8 protein-coding genes are annotated in these 7,771 nt (G+C 44.9%); 4 read left to right on the forward strand and 4 right to left on the reverse strand.

The window, feature by feature from the left end:
- Positions 1 to 124 precede the first annotated feature (124 nt).
- The 4 genes from KUG63_RS11825 to KUG63_RS11840 all read left to right on the forward strand — a co-directional run bounded on the left by KUG63_RS11825 (position 125) and on the right by KUG63_RS11840 (position 4,105).
- Positions 125 to 2,008 carry an ATP-binding cassette domain-containing protein gene (locus KUG63_RS11825; protein ID WP_287555460.1) on the forward strand — a complete coding sequence of 628 codons (1,884 nt, stop codon included), beginning with the start codon at positions 125 to 127 and terminating at the stop codon, positions 2,006 to 2,008.
- A 142-nt stretch (positions 2,009 to 2,150) separates the two neighbouring features.
- Positions 2,151 to 2,384, forward strand: coding sequence for a VF530 family DNA-binding protein (locus KUG63_RS11830; protein ID WP_015006945.1), 234 nt, complete (start codon positions 2,151 to 2,153; stop codon positions 2,382 to 2,384).
- 88 nt (positions 2,385 to 2,472) lie between these two features.
- Positions 2,473 to 3,555: an NAD(P)/FAD-dependent oxidoreductase gene (locus KUG63_RS11835; protein WP_287555463.1), complete on the forward strand. Its 1,083-nt coding sequence runs from the start codon at positions 2,473 to 2,475 to the stop codon at positions 3,553 to 3,555.
- Positions 3,536 to 4,105, forward strand: coding sequence for a tRNA (mnm(5)s(2)U34)-methyltransferase (locus KUG63_RS11840; RefSeq protein WP_287555464.1), 570 nt, complete (start codon positions 3,536 to 3,538; stop codon positions 4,103 to 4,105). Before KUG63_RS11835 ends, KUG63_RS11840 begins: the two co-directional genes overlap by 20 nt.
- A gap of 116 nt (positions 4,106 to 4,221) precedes the next feature.
- On the opposite strand, the gene KUG63_RS11845 is transcribed toward KUG63_RS11840, so the two are convergent.
- Genes KUG63_RS11845 through KUG63_RS11860 form a run of 4 tightly spaced genes read right to left on the reverse strand, consistent with a single transcriptional unit; the run spans position 4,222 to position 7,757 of the window.
- A complete protein-coding gene (locus KUG63_RS11845) occupies positions 4,222 to 4,626 on the reverse strand; it encodes a VanZ family protein (protein ID WP_232228639.1) in 405 nt (134 codons plus the stop codon).
- Positions 4,601 to 5,476: a dihydroorotate dehydrogenase electron transfer subunit gene (locus KUG63_RS11850; RefSeq protein WP_015006949.1), complete on the reverse strand. Its 876-nt coding sequence runs from the start codon at positions 5,474 to 5,476 to the stop codon at positions 4,601 to 4,603. Before KUG63_RS11850 ends, KUG63_RS11845 begins: the two co-directional genes overlap by 26 nt.
- Positions 5,476 to 6,747: a dihydroorotase gene (locus KUG63_RS11855; protein WP_015006950.1), complete on the reverse strand. Its 1,272-nt coding sequence runs from the start codon at positions 6,745 to 6,747 to the stop codon at positions 5,476 to 5,478. Before KUG63_RS11855 ends, KUG63_RS11850 begins: the two co-directional genes overlap by 1 nt.
- Complete coding sequence (locus tag KUG63_RS11860) at positions 6,744 to 7,757, reverse strand: aspartate carbamoyltransferase catalytic subunit (RefSeq protein ID WP_015006951.1); 1,014 nt, start codon at positions 7,755 to 7,757, stop codon at positions 6,744 to 6,746. Before KUG63_RS11860 ends, KUG63_RS11855 begins: the two co-directional genes overlap by 4 nt.
- Positions 7,758 to 7,771: the final 14 nt, after the last annotated feature.

A 7,771-nucleotide genomic window follows, 5' to 3' on the forward strand; every position in this document is an offset into this window, starting at 1 on the left:
ATCGGCTCACATTCAATGACATTATCAATACCAGAAGCAAATTAGGCGGTGCTTACTTGTCGTTTAAGCAGCGCTCTCAGGCTTTAGGTATAATGCCATCTTTCCCATCTGTACGACCCAAAACATGTTGAAGTTAAGCAACGTATCGCTCCGCCGAGGAACTAAAGTATTATTCGAGAATGTTTCCTTTACCGTGCACGCAGGTCAGCGCGTTGGCATTAGCGGTGCCAATGGCTGTGGTAAGTCCAGTTTATTTGCGATGGTGTTAGATAGTCTCCAGCCCGATAGCGGTGATTTTTCTATTCAATCGGGTTTTGTGATTGCCCACGTTGCCCAAGAGTTGACCGCCACTGAGCAAGCGGCTATTGAATTTGTGATCGATGGCGATAAAGAACTCCGCGATATTCAGCAAAAAATAGCCCAAGCAGAAGAACAACACGACGGCCACCGTGCCGCCGAGCTGTATGCTGAACTAGAAACCATTCAAGGCTACACCGCCAACTCGCGGGCAGCTATTTTAATGAATGGACTGGGCTTTAAAGCCACCGATTTAAACAACCCTGTTACCAGCTTTTCGGGTGGCTGGCGCGTACGTTTAAACATTGCAAAGGCGCTCATGTGCCGCTCCGATCTGCTATTGTTGGACGAGCCAACCAATCACTTAGACTTAGATGCCGTTATTTGGCTACAAGAGTGGTTACAAAGTTATGCTGGAACCCTGTTACTTATTTCGCACGATAGGGACTTTTTAGACGCCGTTGTCGGCAATATTCTACATATTGAGCAACAAAGTGCGATGCTTTATAGCGGCAATTATTCTCAATTTGAACGCGCTAGGGCTGAACGCTTGGCGCAGCAACAATCTAATTTTGAACGACAACAAAAAGAACGCGCACATATTCAAAGTTATGTTGATCGGTTTAAAGCGAAAGCTACCAAAGCCAAACAAGCACAAAGTCGCTTAAAAGCACTGGAGCGGATGGAATTGATTTCTGCCGCACACATTGACTCTCCTTTTCACTTTGCGTTTTTCAAGCCTGAACGAGTCTCAAACCCACTGATCAAAGTTGAAAAGACAACACTGGCCTACAGCGACAATGTCATTTTAAATAATGTGTCTCTGTCTATAAAACCCGGTGATCGCCTTGCATTATTAGGCCCAAACGGCGCCGGTAAATCGACATTAATTAAGCTTCTCGCAGAAGAAAACAAGCCAACAAGCGGCAGCATTGAATGTGCCGAAAGCCTTAAAGTCGGTTATTTCGCGCAGCACCAGTTAGAGCAATTAGACCCTAATGCATCCCCCTTATTGCACTTGCAGCGGTTGGATAAAAAAGCTACCGAACGTGATTTAAGAAACTTTCTCGGTGGTTTCGGCTTTCATGGTGACAAAACACTGGAGGCCATCGCGCCCTTCTCAGGGGGCGAAAAAGCAAGGTTAGCTCTCGCACTTCTGGTTTATCAAAAGCCTAATTTATTATTGCTTGATGAACCGACCAACCATTTAGATATAGAAATGCGCCATGCCTTAAGTGCCTCCTTACAAGAGTTTAGTGGCGCAATGATTATTGTTTCCCATGATCGACACTTGCTGCGCACCATCACTGATCAGTTTTTACTCGTCTCTGGCGGCAAAATAACACCTTTTGATGGCGACCTAGATGACTACGCCGACTGGGTAAAAAATCAAGCCAAAGAAAATGACAGCGCCCCCTCTAGCGATAAAAGCGTTAATGCTCGTAAAGAACAAAAACAACAACAGGCAAATAACAGGCAACAGCAAAAACCACTACGCGACGCCCTAAGAAAAGCAGAAAAACAACTCGATAAATTACAGGAGAAACAACAACAACTTGAAGCCAAACTGGCTGATAGCGATTTATACCATCAAGATAAGAAGCAACAATTAGCCGACATTATTAAAGAAAAAAGCAGCATTGATGAACAACTAGCCAAAACCGAAGAGGCTTGGCTGACGGCACAAGAGGCGCTCGAAGAGCTTATATAATCAGTTAAAGAGCCTAGCCCAGTTTGTGGCCGAAAAAACAGTTAACTAACCATAACAAGCCTCAATTTTATATTGGGCACGCTTGATTAACGCTTACAAATGCGTAACATCAGCACCTATTAAGTGAATGGACAACATTGGAATGAACGAGAAAACTAACAAAGACCCTCTACACGGCCTTACACTTGAGGCGATTGTTACTAGCCTTGTTGAACATTATGGCTGGGAGAGTTTAGGCCAGCAAATAAACATTCGTTGTTTCACTAGTGATCCATCTGTTAAATCTAGCCTTAAGTTTCTTCGCAAAACACCTTGGGCTAGGAAAAAAGTGGAGACGCTTTACCTTGCAACACAAAATAGCGTTTGGAAAAAATAATTCCTATTAGATACTGCAAATAGCCCCCATTCCAGCCTAATTGAAAGGTAGGCACCGCTGACACTATTCAAGTTTAAAAAAGGCTAAATTGACCCCTAAGAAAAAAGTTGAATTCCTGATTATTGGCCAAGGGCTAGCCGGTAGCTTGTTGGGCTGGCGACTTATTCAACAAGGTCACTCTGTTTTACTCCTTGACCCTTGCCTTACGCACACCGCATCGCGCACCGCGGCTGGCTTAATTAACCCGGTAACGGGCAAAAGGTTAGTTAAAACTGACCATGTCGAACAATACCTTACAGCAGCAAAGGAACTTTATGCAGAACTGGCTAATTTCTTTGCTCTCACCTTTCTGCATGAAAGGGAACAGGTTCGCCTATTCCAATCAGACGCTGAGCTAAACCAGTGGAACAAGCGAAAAAATCAGGCTGAGTATGCACCTTTCTTGGCTGAACGTTTCAATGCAAAAGATAAAAAATACCTAAAAGAAACATCCTTGGGTGGCTTCAAGCAACAGCAATGTGCTTACCTTGATACTGTTGTTTTACTCGATCATTTGCGTGATTTTTTCCTGCATCAAGGCTGCTTCATCAAGGCACAAATGGACTTGAGTGAACTTAACATCAGTTCATCATTTGTTGAATGGCATGGCCACACTGCCGATAAAATAATTTTTTGTGATGGCTACCACTTACAACATAACCCATGGTTTTCATGGCTTCCTTTGCAGCCTGTACAAGGTGATATTTTAACCCTGAAAACAGATCATCCTTTGCCAAATGAAATTGTGCAGTTTGGCAAATGGTTACTGCCCCTTGCTAACGGGCAACTCAAATTGGGGGCCAGTTGGCAATGGCAACCACTGGATGAGAAACCTAACGAAAAAGCTGCTCTTGAGTTACTCGATGCGTGTTACCCGTATTTTCCGCACTTAAGGCAAGCCCAACGACTAGAACACAACGTTGGTATTCGCCCTGGTACTCGCGACAAGCACCCCTTTTTAGGCCAGCATCCTGAGCAGTCTAAATTACTCGTTTTTAACGGTTTCGGCTCCAAGGGCTCACTCCTCATTCCGTGGCATGCAGAACGCTTTTTACGTTACTTAACTCACGCTAAGCCGTTACCAACATCCGCTGATATTAATAGGTATACACATGACTATTTCACTCGTTAACCAAGCACATAACAATATTGCGAATTATCTTTCAGAGGGCGATATTGCCGTTGATGCCACAATGGGTAATGGCTTTGATACGCTTTTTTTAGCCCAGCAAACTGGAGAGGCCGGGAAAGTCTACTCGTTCGACTTACAAGCCGCCGCTTTGCACACAACAGAGCAACGGCTAAGCAAAGAAAAACTATTACACCGGGTTTGCCTGATACAAGATGATCACTCACAATTATCAGCTTACTTAACGAAGGACGATGTTCATTCGATTCGTTGTGCGATGTTTAATTTAGGCTATTTACCGGGTAGTGATAAATTACTGCAAACGACGCCAAACTCTACGCTTCAGGCATTAGAGTCAGCGATTGCCCTGTTGGCACAGCCAGGTATTATTTCTATACTGGCTTACACAGGACATACTGGTGGTCGAGAGGAAACTGAGTCTGTAAAAAGTTGGGCGAAGACACTGCCAAAAAAACAATACGAGGTGACTATTCAAATACCTAGTGCAACAAAAAATAGCCCACCAGAACTTATTTTGATAGAGCACCTGTAATTAATCATGCCATAACGTTTAAGACACGCGTCGCCTTTATACACGGTTCTTTTTATTATCTTTCAGTGGGTTTTAGTATTTTCCAAGCCTTATCTACTTTAGCCAAGCTATTACCCTTAGGGATTTCGCCCGCTTGGTTTCACCTTAAAAAAGCACCACCGAGTAACGATTAGCAAGGACAAACCGGCCCCTAAGATATCAGCAAACCAATCATACAAATCCGACTCACGCCCTGATATAAATGACTGATGCCATTCATCACTGGCCGCATAGAGCGCTGAAAAAATAAAGGCCACAATGAGCGCTCGTTGTTCGTTTTTGATTACTTGGGTGAAATAAGCTAACGCAAAAAAACCTAAAACAGCATAGGCAATTGCATGAATAACCTTATCTTGATGTGCAAATAGCACTGGCGTTGGTAACGCTGACTGATGGGATAAGTAAAAAATAAGCCCACAATAGCCCACCAACAAGGCCAAGCAAACGCCTTTCACGTTAGGCGAATACCGTACTGGCTTCAAACACGGGGCCATCGACACAGACTCGTTTCATCGCCTCACCCTCTTTTGTCTTCACCTTAACAACACAACCGGCACAACCACCAACGGCGCATGCCATATATTCTTCAAGCGACACTTGGCATGAAATATTAAATTCTTTGGCCAATGCAGCCACTGCTTTTAACATCGGCGTGGGGCCACAGGAATATATCTCTACCTGTTGCCGCTGTGCTTCACTAAGGGCATTCAGCCAATCGCGTGCTAGGTCGGTAATATAACCTTGATAAACACCATCATAATTTTGCAAACTGGCTAAACGGCTGGGAATCCCCCACTCTTCTAATAATGGTAAACCATCACTAACGCTTGCTTCAATACCATCAAGCGCCAATGCCGATGCCTTTCTTTGAAACGGAAAAGGAACTTCTGAGCCCATAAAAACAACCGGTGTTATCTCAGTTTGATTGTCTTTTATATACTCTGATAAACAAATCATGGGAGGAATACCGACGCCACCACCCAACAGCAAGGCCCTAGGTTTGTTGGTGTTTAACTCAAATGGTCGACCAATTGGCCCCATCACGTTAATTGTCTCACCCACTGCGCGTTTTGCGAGCAATTCTGTCCCAGCACCCACCGCCTTATATAAAAACTCAACCCAACCTTCTGAAGCGCAAGCACGCATAATCGATAATGGGCGACGCATTAAACGTTGGGGGTCACATTGAATGTGTGCAAACTGTCCTGGCTGTGCTGAGGCTGCACACTTAGGCGCCTTCACGCGTAAAACGTATTGCTCTTGTTCAAACGCCTGCTGCGCCAAAATTTCAGCATCTTCTAAAAAGATGGTGTTTCGTGTATTTTCTTGCATTATTCCTCGAAAACTAAGTGGCCATTAACCAGTGTATGCGTTACTTTGCCTTTCATTTGATGCCCAAGGTAAGGCGTGTTTATTCCTTGGCTAAACCAATGTTCCTCATCAACTAGCCAAGTTTTATCAGGGTCAACAATACACAGGTCTGCTGGAGCGCCTTCCGACAGACGCCCTGTTGCCAGCCCCAGTGTCACTGATGGCCCATCCGTTAAACGACTCACCATTTGAGATAAATCCAATATTCCCTCATCTACCAGTGTCAGCATTAATGGTAACACCGTTTCTAAACTTGAAATGCCCGGCTCAGTTGATGGGAAGGGGGCTTGTTTAGCTTCTGCCTCATGCGGTCGATGACCTGAGCTAACACTCAATATTCCTTTTGCAACACCCGCCACTAACGCATCTCTGTCTTCTACTGAACGCAGTGGTGGTGAAGTATGATAGTTTGCGTCAAACGTACCCACATCAAATTCAGTTAAGCTTAATTGGTATGCATGTACATCTGCCGAAATGGCATCATTAGTAGCCTGCGCTCTTGCAATCATCGTCACAGCCCTTGCTGAAGACACGCCCGTTAAATGAATTCTCGCACCCGTTTCTTCGGCTAATTCAATCATCTGTGCGATAGCTACTGTTTCTGCTGAAACAGGGATGCCCGATAAACCCAATTTAGAACTCACCGAGCCATCATGAATACAACCATCATCTTTAATCGATATATCTTCTGGTTTGAGTATCACCAGCAGGTCATGGGTACTGGCATACTGTAAAGCACGCCTTAATATTTGGTTATCAACCGTATTATTGGGTGCTTGGCTTACGGCAACACAACCTGCTTTTTTCAAGGCATACATTTCACTCAGCGCCTTACCTTGTAGCCCAACTGTTAAAGCGCCTAATGGCAGTACTTTTGCCGAACCAGCCAAGGCCGCTTTGTCCAAAATCAGTTGCACAACAGAAGGGGTGTCTAATACTGGCTGGGTATCTGGCAAACAACAAATTGAGGTATAGCCGGCCGATACAGCAGCTTTTGTTTCGCTCTGTATTGTTGCCTTATGTTCATAACCCGGCTCTCTTAGACTGGCATTTAAATCTACAAAGCCCGGTAACACCCATTTATTGCTGGCATCTATACTCTGTTGTGCAACAAAGCCCGCTGGCTTCTCACCCACCGATTGAATTTGACCGTTGGCAATATAGACATCCTTAACTGCATCACAGGCATTAGCTGGGTCAACGACTCGGCCATTTTTGATGTGTATATTCATCCCTTAACTACCTTATTTTGACCCAGCGTAAGTGTCATCACCGCCATGCGGATAGCAATGCCATTCGTCACTTGCTGCAAAATAACCGAATTGGCACCATCAGCAACGGCAGCTTCCATTTCCACGCCACGATTAATCGGCCCTGGGTGCATCACGGTGACATCCGGCTTGGCATACGCCAACTTTTCTTCCGTCAGGCCAAAACACTCAAAATACTCGTGCTCACTGGGTAAGAGTGCAGCGCCCATTCGTTCACGTTGCAAACGCAGCATGATCACCACATCTACATCATCAAGCCCTGTACGTAAATCGCCATACACGTGCACACCTAATGAATTAACATCACTCGGTAACAACGTCTTCGGAGCAATAACTCGCACCTCTTTAACCTCTAGCGTATTAAGCGCATGAATTTGCGAGCGAGCAACTCGTGAATGCAAGATATCGCCAATAATGGCAACTTTCAAATGCTTAAACTCCTTCTTTACTCGACGAATAGTAAACATGTCGAGCATCGCCTGAGTGGGATGTGCGTGGCTTCCATCTCCAGCATTAATAACGCTGACATGTGGCTCTACATGTCGCGCGATAAAGTGTGCCGCGCCACTATCGGAGTGCCTCACCACAAACATATCGGCCTGCATCGCTTCTAAATTACGAATCGTGTCGAGAATACTTTCGCCTTTAGAGGTTGCAGACGTTGCTATATTTAAATTAATCACATCCGCAGATAAGCGTTTTGCAGCTAAATCAAACGTCGTACGTGTTCGCGTGCTGTTTTCAAAAAACAAATTAACAATCGTTTTTCCACGCAGTACGGGGACTTTTTTTACCGCCTGATGACCTACGCTCGAGAATGACTCGGCGACATCCATAATCTCTATCAGGGTTTCTTTAGAAAGACCCTCGGTGGTTAGAAAGTGGCGGAGTTGTCCCTGTTCATCAAGTTGTAAACGGGAACTATCGGGTGCTTTGAAGGACGTACTAGCAGGTTGCTTGCTAGAGCTCATATCAGTCAATTCCG

Source organism: Cycloclasticus sp., assembly GCF_019090545.1.
GTDB classification, from domain to species: Bacteria; Pseudomonadota; Gammaproteobacteria; order Methylococcales; family Cycloclasticaceae; genus Cycloclasticus; species Cycloclasticus pugetii.

Excerpts from the sequence above, each read along its gene's own strand:
- KUG63_RS11850 (WP_015006949.1), bottom strand. The coding sequence starts at position 5,476 with ATGCAAGAAAATACACGAAACACCATCTTTTTAGAAGATGCTGAAATT.
- KUG63_RS11825 (WP_287555460.1), top strand. The coding sequence starts at position 125 with ATGTTGAAGTTAAGCAACGTATCGCTCCGCCGAGGAACTAAAGTATTA.
- KUG63_RS11840 (WP_287555464.1), top strand. The coding sequence starts at position 3,536 with ATGACTATTTCACTCGTTAACCAAGCACATAACAATATTGCGAATTAT.
- KUG63_RS11855 (WP_015006950.1), bottom strand. The coding sequence starts at position 6,747 with ATGAATATACACATCAAAAATGGCCGAGTCGTTGACCCAGCTAATGCC.
- KUG63_RS11860 (WP_015006951.1), bottom strand. The coding sequence starts at position 7,757 with ATGAGCTCTAGCAAGCAACCTGCTAGTACGTCCTTCAAAGCACCCGAT.
- KUG63_RS11830 (WP_015006945.1), top strand. The coding sequence starts at position 2,151 with ATGAACGAGAAAACTAACAAAGACCCTCTACACGGCCTTACACTTGAG.